This is a genomic window from Nocardia sp. NPDC051756 (assembly GCF_040681495.1).
GTDB lineage: Bacteria > Actinomycetota > Actinomycetes > Mycobacteriales > Mycobacteriaceae > Nocardia.
The window spans coordinates 804,484-821,929 of the sequence record NZ_JBFAYV010000004.1; the positions used below are offsets into that span (position 1 = coordinate 804,484).

A 17,446-nucleotide genomic window follows, 5' to 3' on the forward strand; every position below is an offset into this window, starting at 1 on the left:
GATCGACTGCTGGCAACCGCACCTCTCCATGTTGACCGGCAACGTCGTCCCGTCCCTCCCCATCAGCACCGAGGCAAACCCCGAAACCGCAGACCAAGCGACAGATAGGTCAACTCCGCACACCTGCTTCTCACTCCGCATACCCCTCAACGTGCTGACGGATATGCGAAAGATGAAGCAGGTCTGCGAAGAATGAAACAGGTGTGCGGGGGATGAAGCCGGTGTGCGGAGGATGAAGCAGGAGTGTGATGGATGGAGCAGGTGTGCGAAGACCCCTCGATAACGCGACCTGACCATCCCGCCTCTTGTCCGAAGCGTTTGTAACGGGACCACAGCCAAGGAACCACGCCGGAACTCGACGAACACGCATCTGACTGCGGGAGGTAAGCCGGGTACGGCACACGACGTGCCCAGCACTACTTCAGTGAAAACCGGTGTAGGTCTTCAGTTTTACTGGCCAGGTCAGCCTGGGATGTCCTTAGCTGTACCTACCGGGTAGGTGTACCTGCTCCGAGGGGAAAGATTCGCGATGAGGCCTGGTCCGTAGTTCTGAAGACTTGTCCCAGGTTTTCACTGGAGCAGTGCTGGGCGCGTCAGGTGGGGTCCCCGGCTTACCTCCCGCTGTTGGTATGGGCAACGTGGGAGTTCCGGCGTGGTTCCTTGGCTGTGGTCCGGTTCAGAGACGGCAAGGAAGATCGAGTCGAGTCAAATGGTCGTTCCCGAACATCGAGTCGAGTCAAATGGTCGCTGTTGAAGATCAACTAACGACCATTTGACTCGACTCGATGGTGGTCCGAGGCGGCGGCGCAGTCCAGGGGGCGCGTTGGTGGCCGCACATGCACGCCCTTTGGCGTACGCATGGGTGTCAGGGCGGTGAGTCGGGGTGCGTGAAGTCAGATGGTGTGCGGGTGTGCGGGTGGGTTGCCGTGGCGGGCTGTCCGATTGTGCGAGCTGCGACCGGTGGCCGAAGCGATCTAGCCGGGCGAGGCGCTAGGTAACATCTAGCAAATTCAATCCGATAAGACGGCTGACCGGATTGAATCACTGTTAGGAGATTGCACATGGACGTCAATAATCCCGAAGGCGCGCTCATCTGGCTGGCCATCCTCTCGCCGCTGATCGTCATCGGCGGGGCGTATGCGCTCATCAGCGGAATCGGCCGGGCGCTCGGCATCGGCTGACGGCCGGCGTGCCACGCCGTTCGGTCCGCCGCCATCCGGCGTCGGCCTGACGCATGCGGGCATACCCCTATAACCCCCTACCCTGGCCCCGCGACGACGCTCGCGGGGCCACGGCGAAATGTCGTGGCGCGTCGAACCAGCGCGGCCAGACCTGCGAAGTTGCGTAGATATCCTTCCTGCGCAGCATCTTTCAGGGCCGCGCTGACGGGCCGCCGGTGCCCCTGACCAGCCGGAAACGTGTGGCATGGTGATCGGCTATGAAGACGATCCTGATCACGGGGGCAACATCGGGTATCGGCCGCGCAGCGGCACTACAGTGCGCCGCAGGAGGTCATCGGCTGGTGCTCGTCGGACGGAATCCGCGGAAGCTGGCCGATACGGCGACCGCGGTGCGGGCCGCCGGCGCGCGCGGCGTCGATACCCTCGAATGTGACTTCGCGTCCCAGGCCGCCATCCGTCAGCTCGCCAAAAATGTGCTCGCGCAATACGACCGGCTGGATGTGCTGGCCAACAATGCGGGCGGTTATCACAAGCAGCGCACCGAGACCGAGGACGGCATCGAGATGACGTTCGGCGTCAATCACCTCGGTGGTTTCCTGCTCACCGAACTGCTCGTCGATCTGATGGTGCGCAACGCGCCCTCGCGCATCCTGTTCACCTCGTCGGTCCTGCATTTCGGCGCCACCCTGGACTTCGATGACCTCGGCTTCGAGAGCGGGTATTCGGGCGAAAAGGCCTACAGCCGATCGAAGTTGGCCAATATCCTGTACGCCAGGGCATTGGCGCGCCGGCTCGAGGGCGCCGGCGTGACGGTCAACGCCTTTCATCCCGGCGCGGTGGAGAGCGGGATCTGGGATTCGCTGCCGTGGTACGGGCAGCCGCTGATCGCGCTGGCCAAGCGGCTGTTCATGATTCCCGTCGGGGAAGGCGGGCGGGCGCTGAGTTATCTCGCGACCGACCCGGAGGTCGCTGGAGTCACCGGCGTGTATTTCCAGAAGAACCGCGTCAAGATCCCGTCGCGCCGGGCGCAGGACGACGCGCTCGGGCTGCGGCTGTGCGAGGTGAGCGCGACCATGGTCGAACCCTAGACGCGGTCGCCAAGCAGTCAACGACAACGTTGTCGGAATTCCCAAGCGACACATCATGTTTGTCCTCGACTGAGCTTGTAGGAAGCAGGGGTTATGCAGCGTACGCGTTTCGAGTCGATCGGCTCGTACACGCCGGAAACCGTCCGTTCCACCGCGGAATTGATCGACAGTCTGGCGGTACCGAGGTCGCTGGATCTGGAACGGATAACGGGGATCAAGAATCGGCGGGTATACGACGCGCATCCGGACCGCTACGAATCATCGTTCGAATTGGCGCTGCGGGCCATCGATGATTGCCTGAGCCATTCCGACTACACCGCGGACGAGCTGGACATCGTCATCTCGGCGTCCATCACCCGCACCCGGGGCAAGGAAATCTTCTGCTACGCACCGGCGTTCGCGCTGATGCTCGGCAATGCGATCGGCGCGACCGCGGCCCGGCATTTCGATGTGTCCAACGCCTGCGCGGGCATGCTGACCGGGGTGCTGGTACTGGACCGGATGATCAAGGCAGGGGTGGTGCGCAACGGTCTGGTGGTCAGCGGCGAACAGATCACGCCGATCGCGGAGACGGCGGTGCGGGAGATCAGCAAACCGTACGATCCGCAATTCGCGGCGCTGACCGTCGGTGACGCAGCGGTGGCCGTGGTGCTCGACGATCGCGGCGACGACCACGACGAGATCCACTACGTCGAATTGCTGACCGCCGCCGAAGGGGCCGAGCACTGCCTCGGCATGCCGAGCGACCAGTCCGCCGGGATAGCGCTCTACACCGACAACCGGGCCATGCAGAACGAGGGCCGGTATCTGCAGGCGATCAACCGCATCGACACCTTCTTGCAGGAGACCGGGCGCACCTGGGCGGGCGAGAAATACGACTACTGGATCCACCACCAATTCAGTGCGCCGGTCATCGATTACCTCGGGCACCTGACCGAGCAGCATTTCGGCACTCCGATGCCGCAGGCCCTGAATGTGTTGCACGACTTCGGCAATACGGCGTCGACCTCGCATTTCTTGGTGCTGCACGAGCATCTCGCGCAGCAGAAGATTCCCAAAGGATCGAAGATCCTGATGATTCCCGCGGCTTCCGGGCTCGTCTCCGGTCATCTGGCCGCGACTATTTCGCGTCTGGAGGCGTGAGTTATGGGTACTACGATTGTCGCGGCCGCGACCAACACCGATCTCGACACCGGCAGCTATTTCGAGCTGGCCGCCCGTGCGGTGCGCAGCTGTCTGGCCGGTTCGGATGTCTCCGTGGACGAGGTCGGCATGCTGATCAACGTCGGCGTCTTCCGCGATCACAATATTTCCGAGCCCGCGGTGTCCGCGCTGATCCAGAAACGGATCGGCCTCGGCCTGGAGTATCAGCCCGGCCGGGTGCCTGCGTTCTCCTTCGATCTGATGCACGGCGCCACCGGTCTGCTGCACGCGATCAATACCGTGGATTGCTTCCTGGCCACCGGTGACGTGGAGTACGCACTGGTCGTGGCGGGGGACACCCATCCGTCCACGCAGCGCTATGTCGCGGGGTTCCCGTACACCCCGGGGGCGGCCGCGCTGTTGCTCGGTGGGTCGCCCACCGCGGGTGGCTTCTGCCCGCTGCACACCCGGGAGACTGCCGGTCCGGCCGACCCTTCGGCCTGGGTCGATCTGGGTGCGGCCGGCTCGAACGGGCGCTCCGCCATGCAGGTTCGGCATCCTGCGGAGGATCCGATCGAGCTTGCGGCGGCGGCCGTTCGGGCCTGCGTGGCCGACGAGGGCCTGGACGACGACGATTTCGCCGAGGGGCGCGCGGTGTTGCTCGCGCCGGCCCCGGCCGTGGGATTCGCGGCCCGGCTGGCCGAAACCTTGGGGTTCCGAACGGAATCGGTCGTCGGCGTCGCCCCGGCGGCCGGCGATCCGTACACGGCGGCGCCGGTGCACGCGTATTTGAACGCGCGCGGATCCGGTGTGCTCGAGACCGCCGACTCGGTGCTGTTCCTCGCCGCCGACGATGCCGCGGCCGCCTGCCTGGCCTACCATCCCCAGGCGGCCGCCGTCGCCACGGTGGGCGCGGGCGGCGCGGCGCGACGCGAAAGTCGTTGATGTAACTTGTATTCCGTCATCGGTGTCGGAACCGTTGCGACGATCTTGTTACCGAGATCCGATGACAGGCCGCGGTCGGCGTCCTACGCTATGGGCACCGGCTGGATCAATGAGGCGTCCGGATACGCCCCTGCTGCGACGACGCCGCATCTACAGCGCACCCCTTCGATGGTGCCCGTCACAGTCGGGTACACCTCGTCGATGAAGGGGGTTCGGGTATGCACCAGCAGATCTCGTCACAGGGCGAGCAGGGGTCGACGCTGCATCGATCCGGGGTCGGCCAGGCCATGGCCGTGCTCGGCGGCGCGAGCACGGTCGGCCTGGTCGCCGAACTGCTCGAGGCCGACGAGGCGACGGTGCGCACGGCTGTGCGGCAGCTCGCCGCCGGGGCGTCCGCGCGGGCGACGTTCGACGATGTCGACCTCGCCGAACGAATCCTGCGCGACACCCCGGCCGAGATCCGCAGGGAACTGCACTCGCGGGCGGCGAAGCTGTTACACGACAAGGGGTTTCCGCCGTGCGCGGTAGCCGACCAGTTGGTTGCGGCGGGTGCCGCCGACCATCCGTGGGCGGCGGTGGTGCTGCTCACCGCCGCGGCGGAGGCGTTGGCGAACGACCAGATCGACCGCGCGGTGGCGCGGCTGGAGCTGGCCTACCGGGCGACGCGGGACCCGGCGGATCGGGCCACCATCGCGATCCGGCTGGTGCGGGCCGAATGGCGGAGCAGTCCGTCGAATCGCACGCGGAACTACACGCGGATGCGCGCGGCGGTCCGGGCCGGCCGGGTGCCTGCCTCGGGCTTGCCCGCCGTCGTCATGTTCCTGCTCTGGCACGGTCAGACCCAGCACGCGGATCAGGCGCTCGGACAACTGGATTGCGGTCCGCTCGACGAGGCCGCGCCGAAGGTCGACTTCCTGTGCGCGTGGCTGCGATCCGCGCATCCGCCGCACGCGCAACGTCATCCGCGGCTCCTGACCGCTCGCGCGCGGCGGCATTCGGCGGTCGCGATGCAGCTGTCCCCGCATCTGCTCGGCGCGGAGCTGCTGACCAGCTTGTTCACCGGGTGGCCGCAAGCCGAAACCGTCACCCTGGCACAGCGTTTGCTCACCGGTCATCGGCTCGCCCCTGGCACCGTGGAAACCCTTGCGGCAGCGGTGCATTGCCTGATCTACACCGACCAGCTCGACGTCGCGGCGGCCTGGTGTGACTCGCTGCTGGCCGAGGCGGAGGCGCGGCGGGCCCCGACCTGGCAGTCGATCTTCACCGGCTTGCGCGCGGAAACCATGCTGCGCAAGGGCAATGCGCGCGCCGCGGCCGAGGACGCGGTGTTCGCGCTGAATCATGTTCCGGCCGAACAGCTCGGGGTCTGGATCGGCACCCCGATCGCGGCGCTGGTGCGTGCGCTCACGCTCGCGGGCAAGCATGCCGCCGCCGAGGCGCAACTCCGAAGACCCTTGCCCCGCGCCCTGTTCGAGTCCCGTTTCGGCCTGCCCTACCTGCACGCGCGCGGCCACCACTACCTCGCCGTCGACAACGCCGACGAGGCGTTGCGCAGTTTCCGCCGCTGCGGCCACCTGATGCGCCGCTGGCACATGGACTTTCCCTGGTTGGTCGCCTGGCGTAACGACGTCGCCGCGGCCCACCTCGCGCTCGGCGAGCACGGCCACGCGCGCGCCGTCGCCAACCGCCATCTCGATCTGCTCGGGGCGGCGAGCCAGCATCGCACCGGCGGCGTATCGCTGCGCATGCTCGCCGCGACCGCCGACCGCTACCAGCGCGTCCGATTACTCCGCGCCGCCGCCGCGATCGCCCGCGCCGGCGGTTGCGACCTCGAATTGGCCACGACCCTGGGCGAACTCGGCGCCGCCCACCGCGCCGTCGGCGACCACGACAAGGCCCGCCTGCTGAACCGCGAGGCCATTCGGCTGGCCGACTCCTGCGGCGCCGACACCCTCCTGCGCGACCTCCTCGGCGACCGCGCACAACGCCCCACCCCACCCAGCCCCCGCCTACGCCCCCACCCCAACGGCCTCGACACCCTCAGCCCCGCCGAACGTCGCGTCGCCGAACTGGCCGCCCACGGCAAACGCAACCGCGACATAGCCGCCACCCTCGACATCACCACCAGCACCGTCGAACAACACCTGACCCGCGTCTACCGCAAACTGGAAATAGCCCGCCGCACCGAACTGACCTTCGTCTTCACCCCAACCGGCCCGTCGGTCTCCGCGACCGGATAGCCCGTGCACGCCGACGCGTGGATCCGGCGGGTCGCGGAAACCGGCTCAGCCGGGGAGCGCGGCCGAAATGAACCCGGCCACAATCAACATCAGCGAGAGCGAACCGGTCCCGAATGCCGCCGCGAGGGCGAAGCCGATCAGCGTGTCCTCTCGGGTCGGTTGCGGTGGTATGACGGTACGTTTCAGCAGCCTGTACGTGGTCGGTGTCTCCCATTCGACCTCGATCGACCCGTTGGCCCGCAAGGTGAACTCGCCGAACGTCTTCACGACCTCGCCCGGCATGCCATTGACGAACCTGCACGTGGCCATGGATTTCGGCTCGAGACTCACTACCCGGTGATCGATTTCGGCGATCACCCGGTAGCTGCGCTCGAGCACGCGCCCACTACCCGGCAGCAAGGTAATCGGACGGTCGTCGATCCGCGCCACGAGACAGCTCGCATCCCGGGTCCCGATCGGCACACTCGGGCGCGTGCGCGCACCTACCCGTTCGATGGTCACCACCGGCGAATCCGCCGTCGCGAACCGCGTCGAATAGTAGCCATCGGCCCTGCTGATAACGACATCCCCGAAAACGATGCTCTTGGAGACTGTCTGCCCAACGTCCGCCATTGGTCATCGGCTCCTCGAATGCGATCTGCGAATGCCCCCGCGACACCCCTCTCACATGTATAGCGGGTGTTCGGTGCGGCCGCGACCGGCGTCGTCTGCGCGCGTTGAACCAGGTGAAAGTTGGTGGTGGGGCTCGCGATAATGGCCGGCGTGGACGAGGTCGAGGTCGTGGTTGCGCATCATGAGCGGGCGACGTTGCGGGTTGGGGATGTGTTTTTGAAGGTCGATGGTGATCAGGCGCGGCTCGATGTCGAGGTTGCGGCTATGGGGATGGTGCCGATTCCGACCGCGGAGGTTTTGTGGCGCAAGCCTTCTGTGCTCGCGTTGGCCTCGTTGCCAGGGGTGGCGCTGGGTCGGCCTGGTCAGCCGTCGACCGCCTCGTCGGCGGCGTGGGTTGCGGCGGGTGCCGCGGTGCGGATGTTGCACGACGGGCCGTTGCCACCCTGGCCGGGGCGGAGTCTCGAGGAGACCGTGGTGGAGCTCGACGGCGAATGCGAGTGGCTCATGACCAATGGGGTGCTGCCGGTCGACCTGGTCACGCGCAATCGCCGGGTCGCCGAGGCTGCGTTGCGGCCGTGGACGCCGGTGTTCACGCACGGCGACTTGCAGGTTGCGCATGTGTTCGTCGATGGAGACGAGGTCACCGGCGTGCTCGACTGGTCAGAGGCGGGCCGGGGCGATGGGCTGTTCGACCTCGCCACCTTGACGCTCGGACACCCGGAACACCTCGGCGACGTCATTACCGGTTACGGCGCTGACGTCGACCTCGAGGTGATCCGCGCGTGGTGGTCGTTGCGCAGCCTGCTCGGGGTTCGCTGGCTGGTCGAGCACGGTTTCGATCCGACCGCGCCGGGCGGTGAGGTCGACGTGCTGCGAACCCAGGCGATGAACTGATCCGGCCGGAGGCTACTGCGGCCGGGAGAGGTCGTGGATTTCGTGCAGCACTGCTTTCAGTAGGCGGGTGGGAAGATCGTCGCCGAACCGGGCGGTGTCGGCGGTGACGTGCACGCTCAGGCCGTGGCCGCGGCGGTCGTCGAGGAGTTCGACGCGTACCGGGAGGCTGGTGTGGTCGCGCATGTCCTCTTCGGCGGCGATCAGGCCGGCGGCGAGGAGTTCGTCGCGCGGGTGGAAGTGCACGTAGTTGAACATGACGTCGTAGGGGTCGCCGCCGAGCAGCTTGCGCACCTCGGAGTGTGGGAAGCGCCGGTGGGCCAGGAGCCGGTTCTCCGCGTCGAACGCGCGGCGGGCCGCGTCTTGCCAGTCGCGGCCGGACAGTTCGAGACGCAGCGGTAGTTGGTTGAGGAACAGGCCGAGGGTGACGTCGGAGCCGGCGCGCTCCGGGCGACCGTTGAGCAGCAGCCCGACCACCGGCGCGTCGGTGTGCCAGACCGTGCCGATCGCCGCGCAGTTGGCCGCCAGCAGCAGGCTTTTCAGCGGCAGGCCCCACTGCGCGGACAGCTCCTCGAGCCGCCGGGCGTCGTCGGCGGGCACGGCGGCGCTCACCTTGCGATGCACCGGGATTCCGGTGCCGGGCTCCGGGTCGGGGATGGTGCCGAGCAATTCCCGGAACAGTTCCGCGGAATCGGTTGCCTGCATGGCTTCGCGTTCGAGCCGGATGAACTCCGAATACGGCACCGGCTCCGGGAATTCCGGCGGTCGACCGTCGAGCAGACCGGCGTAGGTGCGCACGAGTTCGTTGCAGAACACCGCCTCGCTCCAGCCGTCGAGGATCGCGTGATGGAACGAATAGGACAGTGCGAAGGTCTGTTCGCCGGTGGCGGCGGCGTGCACGCGGACCAGCGGCGCGGTCTCCGGATCGAACGGCTGCCCGAGGTCGGCCATGATCTGTTCGTACCGTTGGGTTTTCACGGTGTCGTCTAGACCTTGGTGATCGGCCGTGGTCAGCGGGATCGGCGCGGCTCGCTGCACCAACTGCATCGGCTCGCTGAAGGTGGCCAAATCGAATCGCATGCGCAGCACAGGATGTCGCGCGGACAGCAGATCCAGCGTTTGCCGCAGGACCGCAGGGTCCAATGGGCGCTGCACGGTGCGGGAGACGACGTCGAGATAGAACGCCCCGTCACTCATGAGACTCTCGTGGATGAGCCCGAGTTGCAGCCGTGCTGCCGGATAAGCCTGTTCGACATCGTCGGGCAGCCGCGCCCGGTCCAGCAGCGAGAGCAGATCATCGGCGCCGGCCGGGGCCGCGGCCGAGGTGCCGAGCGCCGCGCAGGCCCCGCGCGGAGTCGGATTGCGGAACAGATCGATCAGGGTCAGCGCCAGCCCTTGCTCCTGCGCCGCCCCGAGCACCTTGAGTGCGAGCAGGGAATCGCCACCGAGAGAGAAGAAGTCGTCGTCCGGGCCGACGTGGTCGACCTGCAACACCTCCTGCCAGATGGCGGCGAATACGTCCTCGGGCGCCGCAATGCTGTCGTTCATCGAGAGATCCTTCCGTAGCGTGGTCATAGCTGCCCCAGTTCCGCCGCGGTGACTGTGCAGGTGTGTGCCGGTGCGTCCGGCGTGGCCGGAAAGTCGAATCGGTAGCGCAGGGTCGATTCGACTTGCTTTGCGATGACGGCCAATTCGCTGATGTCGTGCGCCTCGCCCATCACGATGTCCATCTCCCGGGTCTCCACCCCGCCCGGCAGCGGGGTGCCCGGCCGGACATACGGCCGGTGCAGGGTGACGCCGGGCAGCGCCTTGATGTCGTCCACGCCCTCGATGGCGACCAGCGTGGCGGCCTGGCGCGGCGCGGGATGGAACAGTTGGAAGTAGGCCCGTCCCTGGTAAACCGGTGGCAGGCTGACCGATTCACCGATCGCGACGCGACCGGCCAGCTCGATCAGATCCAATCCCAGTGCGCGCCCGGCGAGTTCGTTGATGCCGCCGCCGAGCCGCCCGTTGACCTCGATCAGCCGCGGGCCCTGCGGGGTGAGCTTGATCTCGGTGTGGGTGAGGCCGGTGACCACGCCGAGCGCCTCGACGGCCTGCCGGGCCAGCGTACGCACCTGCTCGTCCTCGTCCGGGGTGAGCGGCGACGGCCAGAACCGGCCGGTCTCGCGGAACGGCGGCACCATCGGAAACTTGCCGGTGACAGCCAGATCCCGGATCGCGCCGTGCTGCACGACGCTCTCGATCGAGACGTAGTCGCCGAACGGTTCGCAGTCGCGGCCGACCAGATACTCCTCGAGCACGAGCGTGCCCCCGGCGACCAGGCCGGGCCGGGACTGCGCGAGCAGCATCCGGGTCAGCTCGAGACCGGTGTCCGCGTCGTCGATGTAGAAGGTGTTGCGGCTGCCGCCGCCGTGCACCGGCTTGAGCACGGCGGGCAGCCCGGTCGCGGCGACGGCGGCCGGCCAGTCGGACTCCGCGTCGATCCGGTGGCAGCGGACAGCGTCGACCCCCGCGCGCCGCAACGCTTCGCGCTGCTCCCACTTGTCGGTCAGCGCGGCGAAGGTCCGTCGATCATGGAACGGCAGACCGAGTTCGCCGGCCAGTTCGACCGCCAGACCGAGACCGCGTTCGGTGTAGGTGACCACCCCGTCGGGTTTGTGCGCGCGCACCGCGTCGGCGGCGACGGCGACCGACTCCGCCCACAGCACCGAACCGAATTGGGACAGTAGGGGTTCCATCGTGCGGGTGTGCTCGTTCGGCTCGGCGACGAAGACACAGTTCGCCCACCCCGCCAGCCCGACGGCGATGTCGCCGGGATGCGCGGCGCCCTCGTCGTAGGCGACCACCAGGGTCGGACGCGCGCCGCTCATAGCTCGATGACCGTGACGGCCCGGCCCGTTTCCGGGACCGCGGCGGTGGGTCCGTCCAGCGCGGCGGCCAGATCGGCGATACAGGCGTGCGCGTAGATCTGCGCGATGACCAGGGTCGGATAGTGCCGCCGCAGGCGCGCGAACACGGTCAGCGCCTTGAACGAATCCCCGCCGATCTCCATGAACCGCTCGTCCCGCCCGATATCGGTGCGGCCGAGCACCTCGCTCCACAGCCGGGCGATCAGCTGCTCGGTGGGGGTGCGTGGTGGATCTGTCGCGCGGATCGGGGCCTGATCGGCGAGCGCGTGCAGGGCGGCGAAGTCGGCCTTGCCGTTCGCCGTGACCGGAATGTGCGGCACCGGCACGATCCGGCTCGGCACCAGCGCCGACGGCAGCGTGGCGCGCAGCGCTCGAATCAGTTCCGCGGGTTGCACATTGCCGACAACATAGGCGACCAATTCGAGTGGCTGCTGCGGTTGCGCGCGCTCGCCGGTGACCACTGCCTGCCGCACGCCGGGCGAATCGAGCAGTGCGACTTCGACTTCCCCCGGTTCGACCCGATTGCCGCGGATCTTGATCTGCCGGTCGGCGCGACCCAGATAGTCGAGCGTGCCGCCGGGTTCCTGGATCACCAGATCGTCGGTGCAGTAGAACCGGTCACCGGACGCGTCGAGCCGGCGGAATTTGGCGTCGGTGCGCGCGGGGTCGCCGAGGTAGCCGAGGGCCACGCATTCGCCGCCGAGGTACAGCGTGCCCGGGGTGCCGTCCGGCACCGGGCCGAGGTCGTCGTCGAGGACGACGGCGCGCACGCCGTCGAGCGGCGTGCCGACCGGGACCCTGGGTCGATCCGCGTCCGCGACGGTGACCCGGTGCATGGTCGCCAGGATGGTGGCCTCGGACGGGCCATATCCGTTGTGCACCTCCAGGTCTGGGCGCGCCCGCAGGATCGCGGTGGCCAGGCGTGGCGGGAAGGCCTCGCCCGCTACCACCAGCACCCGCTCCGGTAGCAGCGCGGCGAGATCGCCCTCGGCGGCCAAGGCCTCGAGCTGGGATGGGGTGTAGGTGAGGCAGTCGACGGGATGCGCGGCCAGATCCGCGGCCAGCGCGATCGGATCGAGTGTTGTGTCCCTGGGATATACGTCGAGCCGCGCGCCGGACAGCAGTGCGCCGTAGACCGACACCTTGCCGAGGTCGGCGGCGAAAGTCGTAGCGAGACCGAAGCTTTCCATCGAAGGGAGACTCACTCGCTCCCAGAAGGCCGCGCAGTAGTTGAGCAAGGCACGGTGCGATACCTGGACGGCTTTCGGCGTGCCGGTCGAGCCGGACGTGCACACCAGATACGCGACGTCGTCGCGGTCGAGTCCCGTTGTGAGGTCGAGGATTTCGGTCGGCGGCTCGTCGTCCAGTACGTGCACGGGCAGAGCGTCGGCAGGCAGCCGGGACCGGTTTCGCGCGTCGGTGAGCACGGCCCGCGCCCGGGTGGTGTCGAGCAGCGAGCGCAGGCGTGGCTCGGGATCGGTCGCCTCGAGGTGGACGTAGGCGGCGCCGACGGCCCACGCGCCGAGTACTCCGGCCATGCAGCGCACGGATCGATCCATCAGTGTGGCAACGACATCGCCGCGGCCGATGCCCTCGCTGCGCAGCCAGGCGGCCACCGCGCCTGCGTGGGCAGCGAGTTCGCGGTAGGTGAGTTGGAAATCTTCCTGCCGCAGGGCTGGACGATCCGGTAGGTCGGCGGCGAGGCGCACGAAGGCGTGCGCGGCGGTCGGGGACTGTCGTAAGGCGACAGACGTAGTCGACATGGGAAAACTCGATTCGTTCCGGGGAAGGTCAGTGCGACGCGGGAGCCGGTCGCGCGCTCTCGATCAGCTCGGCCAGCGCGGCGACGGTCGGGGTGCGGAAGTAGGTCTTGAGCGAGAGTTGGATCGTGAAGCGGTCTTCCAGCGCGGTGAACAGGCGCAGCGCGGTGTGGCTGGTCCAGTTGTCCAGCTCGTCGAACCGGCGCTCACCGGTGATCGCCTCGGGCGGCACGTCGGTCACCGTGGAAATCATCTGGGCCAATTCGGATGTCAGGTCAGACATGGGGTTTCATCGATTCGTCGGTGTGGATCGAGATCCACGCTGGGGACAGGGCCGGACGCGGGTCGAGGTGCAGGACGTGGCGCAGGGTGCCGTCAGGGTCGGAATCCTGCTGGGCCGCAACGAAACCGGCGTCGGCGAGGAACTTCTCGGCCGGTCCGTTGCGGCCGGTGCCGCGGAAGTCTGCCTCCAGACGCAGGGCACCGGTCGCCGCTGCCTCGTCGATCACGGTCTGTAGCACCGCGAATTCGATGCCGCGCGCGAACACCCGGCAGCTCATCACCGCGTTCTCGATGAGCCAGTGGTCGGTGTGCTTGGCGATCCACAGCGCCCCGACGATGCCTTCGCGGCCGAACCGATCGCCGACCTCGAACCCGAACACCGCGTGCTCGGCGGAGTCGGCCATGCGGCCGGTCTGCTGCGCCGAATGCGCGCGCCCGATGAGATTGAATTGATTTGTGCGCCCGCCGAGTTGCACGATGCGCGGCAGCAGGTACTCGTCGGCCCGGCGGACGGTGACCTCGATGCCGAGTTCGCTCAGGTAGCCGTCGAGGGCGGAGTGCCCGCGCGTCCACTCCTGCCGGTGCACCCTGGCTCGGTACAGCTCGGTGCGCTCCCGGTCGGTGTCGGTCGTCGTCAGCACGGTGAAGTGATCGCCGGCCAGCAGGGTGCCGACGTGCCCGGATGGGTCGCCGGTCATCGGCACGACCGTGACCTGCGGCAGGGAACGGGCGACGAGCTGACATTCGAACGGCGAGTCGTCGGCGAAGACCAGGCTGTCGAGTCCGAGGTTCAACTCGGCGGCGAGCGCCGTGAGGTTCCCGTCCTTGGGTTCCCAGTTCGCCTTGATCGCGACGAAATCCTCGGCGCGGACCAGCATGTCGGGATGTTCGGCGAGCACCTGCGTCACCAGGTCCGGATCGTTCTTGCTGGCCACCGCGAGCAGCACACCCTGCGCGCGCAGCGCGAGCGCCGCCCGTTGTAACTCGGAGTAGGCGTTACCCGGATACAGCGAACCCAGCTCGATGTTCTCCGGTCCGTCGTCGCCGAGCACGCCGCCCCACAGGGTGTTGTCCAGGTCCAGCACCAGGCATTTCTTCGATCGGCCGGTCAGCGCGCTCGCGTAAGCGGCGACCTGTCCGGCGAAGAGTTGCTCGACCGCGGGCGACCAGGCCATGCTGCCGAAGCGGTACAGCCGATCGTCGCGCAGCGGGACGGCGGCGTCGGTGAGCAGCATCTCCAGGTCGAGCACGCCGACGCCGTCGATCCGGTCGGCGAGTTCGAGCAGGCCGCTGTTGAGTTCGCGCCAGGCCCGGCCGAGCCGTGCGCGCGACCGGTAGGCGTTGACGGTCCGCCAGCGCAGGTGCGGCAGCGGCACGGTGTGCACGAGAACTGTTCCGGCGGTGCGGGTCGCGAAGTCCGACAGTGCCGCGCCGAACAGGTCGAGGCGCTGTTCCAGCAGGTCGCGAACCGTGTCGAGATCGGCGGTGTCGGCGTCGCGGGGGAGGAACAGTTCCTCGTGGATCGGGCACACCGTGAGATCGGGTGTGGATTGCGCCAGTGCCGAATTCGGATCGCTGAGCTGCATGAGCAGCTGATCCGGTGGGATCAGCTGGAATTCGGCGTCGATACCCGCCGCGAGCAGCGAAATACGCAGCAGCGGAAGCACATTGTCGGCGGTGAAGGAGGAGGCGACGGCCACCCGCAGCGGGTAGAGCTTCGTGCCGGGCCTGGTCACCAGCGTGGGATCAATGCGGCCGAGCAGCCGGCCCGCTTCACGCGCGATGCCGATGTCGGGGGTGTGGGCCAGCGCGGCGGCCAGCGTGGGATCGGGTTCGGCGTCCGGCTCGGTCAGCCGCCGGGCGCGGTCGAGTAGGTCGTTCACGACCGTCCTCTCTTTCGTTGTCGATCAGATGCGGAGCAGCGTGCAGGCCCAATGCATGCCGGTGCCCATGCTCAGCAGGGCGACCGTGTCGCCGGCGACGAGTTCGCCGGTGGCCAGCAGCCGTTCCAGGCTCAGGAGTTGATCGGCCGGACCGAAATGCCCGTGGTCCCGGGCAATTTCGAGATTCGTGCGGTCGAGCGGCACGCCGAGCGCCTTGGCCAGATCGGCGAAGGCGCCGGCGTTGTCGTGCAGGTATAGCACCCGTTCGATCGAGCCGATCGCGACATCGGCACTCGCGCAGGCGCGTTCGACGACGTCGCGATTGCGGGCGTGCAGTTCGTCGACGAAGGACAGTGCGGCACCGCCGTTTCCGTCGAAGAAGGTGTCCATGCGGTCGATCAGCGGAGCGATGGCGGGCCGCTCGGTGCCGGTGAACGGGTGCGCGGCGCCGCCTACCTCCATCCGCATGAAGTCCGCGTAGCGACCGTCGGTGACGACCTCGGTCGCCAGCCATCGGCAGTCCGGATGATCGCGCCGCAGCACCGCTGCCGACGCGCCGTCCGAACTCAGCGAGGTGCTCGTTTCGACACGGTCCCAATAGGTTTCGGCGATGCGGTTGGCGGCGATGACCAACGCGGTCCGGTATCGAGGGTGGGTGGCGAACTTGCCGGCGACCACGTCGAAGGCCGCGACGCCGCCACCGCAGGCCTGACTGAGCAGCATCGCCTCCGCGTGCCGGGCGTCGAGGCGGCTCGTCACCGCGGCGGCGGCGTCCCAGTACAGATACTCGGCGATATCGGTGATCGCCAGGATCACCAGATCGACCTCACCGGCCTCGACACCGGCGCGCCGCAGCGCGGTCTCCCCGGCGCGGACGGCCAGATCGGTCAGGCCGACCTCCGCCAGGGCGCGATGCAGGCGGCGGTAGCCCCACTGCCGCACCTTCTGGTCGTCGGTGATGCCGTTGGCCGCCAGCTCGTCGAGCGTGACCGGCGTGCCCAGCGCATAGCCGATCGCCATGATTCCCAATGACATTCGTCGTCCCTCCGGTGCGGCTAGCGCACGCCGTTGATGTCCTCGGTGTTGACCGCGAACCGGCCGGTCGCCCAGGCGAGCGCGCGCCCGAACTGGTCGAAACTGGTGCGATTGATGTTGTCCAGGTTGTCGCAGGCCTGGTGGTAGCAGCGGTCGAGCATCTCGCCTTCGACGCCGCCGAACATCTGCACCCAATCCGCCTTCTTGACCGTGTCGGAGCCGCCGTTGACGCCGCCCGCCGGAATGCCCGCGTCGATGAACGGGGCATGGTCGGAGCGGCCGTCCAGGATCAGTCCGGCGGTCGGCAGGTTCCGCTCGGCGAAGTATCCGCTGATCAGGGCCGAGATCTGGTCGGAGCCGGCCGGGCCGGGGCCGTTCGCGGTCTTGCCGTTGTAGACCTGACGGGCGAAGTTCGGCGAACCGATCATCTCCGCGTTCAGATACAGGGCGGTGTACTTGCGCTGCTCGGGGGAGAGCCGATCGACGTAGAACTGCGAGCCCGCGAGGCCCTTCTCCTCGGCGGCCCACCAGGCGAAGCGCACCTTGTTGCGGACCTGATCGCGGTACGGGGCCAGCCGCAGCGCCGTCTCCAGGTTCACCGCGGCGACGGAGGCGTTGTCGTTGATGCCCGGTCCGGTGTCGACGGAGTCCAGGTGCGCGCCCACCACGATCATGTTGTCCGCGCGGCCGGTGGGGGTGTCGGCGATCAGGTTGAACGTGTTGGTTTGGATTTCGGCGCCGCGCAGGTCGAGGGTGAGCTGCACCGGGCCGGCCGCGACCTCGCCGATCAACTGCTCGGCTTCACCGCGGGACAGGGTCGCGGTGGGGATGCGGGCGTCGGCGGGCGGGACCATCCGGTAGCGCAGATTGAGCGTCGGGTTCGGGGTGTCGCCGTTCATCAACATGGCTGCCGCACCGACTTCGGCGGCCACCAGCTGCTTTTGGGTGATGAAGCAGTCGCCCACCCGGACCAGCACGATCTTGCCGCGCACATCGGTGTTCGCGTAATCGTCTGCGCTGCAACCGGTGTCCTTGCCGGTGGGCAGGCTCAGCGCGGCGTTGAGGCCGCCGTTCGGGGTGGGACGGGAGAAGCGGGCGATCACCGGGTGCAGCGGGCGGGCCTGCGGCGCGGTCACCGAACCGGTCTCGGCGTGAATGTCGTAGTCGGGGAAGCTGAATTGCTGCCGCGTCACCTGATATCCGGCGGCGGTGAGGCGCGCGGCCATGTACTGGGCGCTGGCTTCGTAGGCGGGCGAACCGGAGAGCCGGCTCCCGCCGAGGGCCATGGTCAGGCCCGAGATGGCGGTCAGGTGCTGCCAGGCGCCGTCGCCGGAGACCTCGTTCGCGAGCCGGTCGGCGAGCGTGCGATCGCCGGTGTCCGCGGCGGCGGAGACGGCCTGTGCGCCGAGCAGGGCCGCCGCCGTCAATACGACGAGGCACTTCGCAGCGAAGTGCCTCTGCCGCAAGCGGATTC

The 17,446-nt window shown here is 68.0% G+C and carries 13 protein-coding genes; 5 read left to right on the forward strand and 8 right to left on the reverse strand.

Annotation, left to right across the window (positions count from 1 at the left end):
- Positions 1-1,438: 1,438 nt before the first annotated feature.
- From AB0M22_RS20590 to AB0M22_RS20605, 4 genes are all read left to right on the forward strand, one after another.
- Complete coding sequence (locus AB0M22_RS20590; protein ID WP_364728848.1) at positions 1,439-2,269, forward strand: SDR family oxidoreductase; 831 nt, start codon at positions 1,439-1,441, stop codon at positions 2,267-2,269.
- Between the two features lie 93 nt (positions 2,270-2,362).
- Entirely contained in the window at positions 2,363-3,412 is a 1,050-nt protein-coding gene (locus AB0M22_RS20595) for a 3-oxoacyl-[acyl-carrier-protein] synthase III C-terminal domain-containing protein (protein WP_364728851.1), read from the forward strand.
- A 3-nt stretch (positions 3,413-3,415) separates the two neighbouring features.
- Positions 3,416-4,357, forward strand: coding sequence for a hypothetical protein (locus AB0M22_RS20600; RefSeq protein WP_364728854.1), 942 nt, complete (start codon positions 3,416-3,418; stop codon positions 4,355-4,357).
- 218 nt (positions 4,358-4,575) lie between these two features.
- Positions 4,576-6,597, forward strand: coding sequence for a LuxR C-terminal-related transcriptional regulator (locus tag AB0M22_RS20605; protein ID WP_364728857.1), 2,022 nt, complete (start codon positions 4,576-4,578; stop codon positions 6,595-6,597).
- A gap of 45 nt (positions 6,598-6,642) precedes the next feature.
- Here AB0M22_RS20605 and AB0M22_RS20610 read toward each other — a convergent pair whose 3' ends face one another.
- Positions 6,643-7,209, reverse strand: coding sequence for a hypothetical protein (locus AB0M22_RS20610; RefSeq protein WP_364728860.1), 567 nt, complete (start codon positions 7,207-7,209; stop codon positions 6,643-6,645).
- Between the two features lie 141 nt (positions 7,210-7,350).
- Here AB0M22_RS20610 and AB0M22_RS20615 point away from each other — a divergent pair, with 141 nt between their 5' ends.
- A complete protein-coding gene (locus tag AB0M22_RS20615; RefSeq protein ID WP_364729849.1) occupies positions 7,351-8,103 on the forward strand; it encodes a phosphotransferase in 753 nt (250 codons plus the stop codon).
- A gap of 12 nt (positions 8,104-8,115) precedes the next feature.
- Here AB0M22_RS20615 and AB0M22_RS20620 read toward each other — a convergent pair whose 3' ends face one another.
- Genes AB0M22_RS20620 through AB0M22_RS20650 form a run of 7 tightly spaced genes read right to left on the reverse strand, consistent with a single transcriptional unit; the run spans position 8,116 to position 17,399 of the window.
- Entirely contained in the window at positions 8,116-9,648 is a 1,533-nt protein-coding gene (locus tag AB0M22_RS20620; protein ID WP_364728863.1) for a condensation domain-containing protein, read from the reverse strand.
- 23 nt (positions 9,649-9,671) lie between these two features.
- The gene (locus tag AB0M22_RS20625; RefSeq protein ID WP_364728866.1) at positions 9,672-10,973 is read right to left on the reverse strand and encodes an ATP-grasp domain-containing protein; all 1,302 of its coding nucleotides are present in this window, start codon (positions 10,971-10,973) and stop codon (positions 9,672-9,674) included.
- Complete coding sequence (locus AB0M22_RS20630; RefSeq protein ID WP_364728869.1) at positions 10,970-12,775, reverse strand: non-ribosomal peptide synthetase; 1,806 nt, start codon at positions 12,773-12,775, stop codon at positions 10,970-10,972. Before AB0M22_RS20630 ends, AB0M22_RS20625 begins: the two co-directional genes overlap by 4 nt.
- Before the next feature lie 28 nt (positions 12,776-12,803).
- Positions 12,804-13,055, reverse strand: coding sequence for an acyl carrier protein (locus AB0M22_RS20635; RefSeq protein WP_364728872.1), 252 nt, complete (start codon positions 13,053-13,055; stop codon positions 12,804-12,806).
- Positions 13,048-14,937 (reverse strand): HAD-IIIC family phosphatase, encoded by a 1,890-nt coding sequence (locus AB0M22_RS20640; protein ID WP_364728875.1) that lies wholly within the window; start codon positions 14,935-14,937, stop codon positions 13,048-13,050. The genes AB0M22_RS20635 and AB0M22_RS20640 overlap by 8 nt, the downstream gene beginning before the upstream one ends.
- 24 nt (positions 14,938-14,961) lie before the next feature.
- Positions 14,962-15,972, reverse strand: a complete 1,011-nt coding sequence (locus tag AB0M22_RS20645) for a 3-oxoacyl-[acyl-carrier-protein] synthase III C-terminal domain-containing protein (protein ID WP_364728878.1) — start codon at positions 15,970-15,972, stop codon at positions 14,962-14,964.
- Positions 15,973-15,992: 20 nt separating this feature from the next.
- Complete coding sequence (locus AB0M22_RS20650; protein WP_364728881.1) at positions 15,993-17,399, reverse strand: M28 family peptidase; 1,407 nt, start codon at positions 17,397-17,399, stop codon at positions 15,993-15,995.
- Between the last annotated feature and the right edge of the window lie 47 nt (positions 17,400-17,446).

Excerpts from the sequence above, each read along its gene's own strand:
- AB0M22_RS20590 (WP_364728848.1), top strand. The coding sequence starts at position 1,439 with ATGAAGACGATCCTGATCACGGGGGCAACATCGGGTATCGGCCGCGCA.
- AB0M22_RS20595 (WP_364728851.1), top strand. The coding sequence starts at position 2,363 with ATGCAGCGTACGCGTTTCGAGTCGATCGGCTCGTACACGCCGGAAACC.
- AB0M22_RS20600 (WP_364728854.1), top strand. The coding sequence starts at position 3,416 with ATGGGTACTACGATTGTCGCGGCCGCGACCAACACCGATCTCGACACC.
- AB0M22_RS20605 (WP_364728857.1), top strand. The coding sequence starts at position 4,576 with ATGCACCAGCAGATCTCGTCACAGGGCGAGCAGGGGTCGACGCTGCAT.
- AB0M22_RS20610 (WP_364728860.1), bottom strand. The coding sequence starts at position 7,209 with ATGGCGGACGTTGGGCAGACAGTCTCCAAGAGCATCGTTTTCGGGGAT.
- AB0M22_RS20615 (WP_364729849.1), top strand. The coding sequence starts at position 7,351 with ATGGCCGGCGTGGACGAGGTCGAGGTCGTGGTTGCGCATCATGAGCGG.
- AB0M22_RS20620 (WP_364728863.1), bottom strand. The coding sequence starts at position 9,648 with ATGAACGACAGCATTGCGGCGCCCGAGGACGTATTCGCCGCCATCTGG.
- AB0M22_RS20625 (WP_364728866.1), bottom strand. The coding sequence starts at position 10,973 with ATGAGCGGCGCGCGTCCGACCCTGGTGGTCGCCTACGACGAGGGCGCC.
- AB0M22_RS20630 (WP_364728869.1), bottom strand. The coding sequence starts at position 12,775 with ATGTCGACTACGTCTGTCGCCTTACGACAGTCCCCGACCGCCGCGCAC.
- AB0M22_RS20635 (WP_364728872.1), bottom strand. The coding sequence starts at position 13,055 with ATGTCTGACCTGACATCCGAATTGGCCCAGATGATTTCCACGGTGACC.
- AB0M22_RS20645 (WP_364728878.1), bottom strand. The coding sequence starts at position 15,972 with ATGTCATTGGGAATCATGGCGATCGGCTATGCGCTGGGCACGCCGGTC.